General features: G+C 76.8%; 1 pseudogene. It reads left to right on the top strand.

What is annotated here, in order from left to right:
* Positions 1–504 (top strand): annotated as a pseudogene (locus tag ACYVE7_RS35620) (ATP-binding protein); the annotation flags it as partial.

Raw genomic sequence — 504 nt, 5'->3', positions numbered from 1 at the left:
GGATCGCGGGACTGCGCGAGGAGCTGGCCGCGCGCGACGGCCAGGTGCCGGTGCTGCGGCTGCCGTTCGACGCCGAACCCGACCAGGTGCCCGACGGGTACACCACGCGCGTCACGCTGCCGCTGCGCTCGGCCGAAGCCGCCACCGCGATCGACGACCAGCTCGCCGAGGTCGGCCCCGCCCTCCTCCTGGCCCTGCCCGCCCTCACCGAGATCGTGATCACCACTCCGGACGGCACCCGCACCCTGACGGCCGACCGCTCCGCCGGCACCGTCACCACCACCGAGACCGTCGCCTCGGCCGCGGCCACCACCACGGACACCGTCCGCTGGCGCACCGTGGAAGCCCACGGCGAACTCTCCCCGGCCCTCCTCGCGGACCGCCCCGTCGAGGAGCGCGCCCGCCCCACCTGGCAGCTCCGCTGGGCCGTCCGCGACGACCTGACGCCCCCCGCCTCCCCGGTGTTCCACGCCCCCACCCCCACCGCCGACCCCCTGACCTTCC

This window comes from Actinocorallia lasiicapitis (assembly GCF_054778695.1).
Note: the sequence above shows the minus strand (reverse complement) of the source record. Positions and strands in the feature narration are given on the sequence as shown.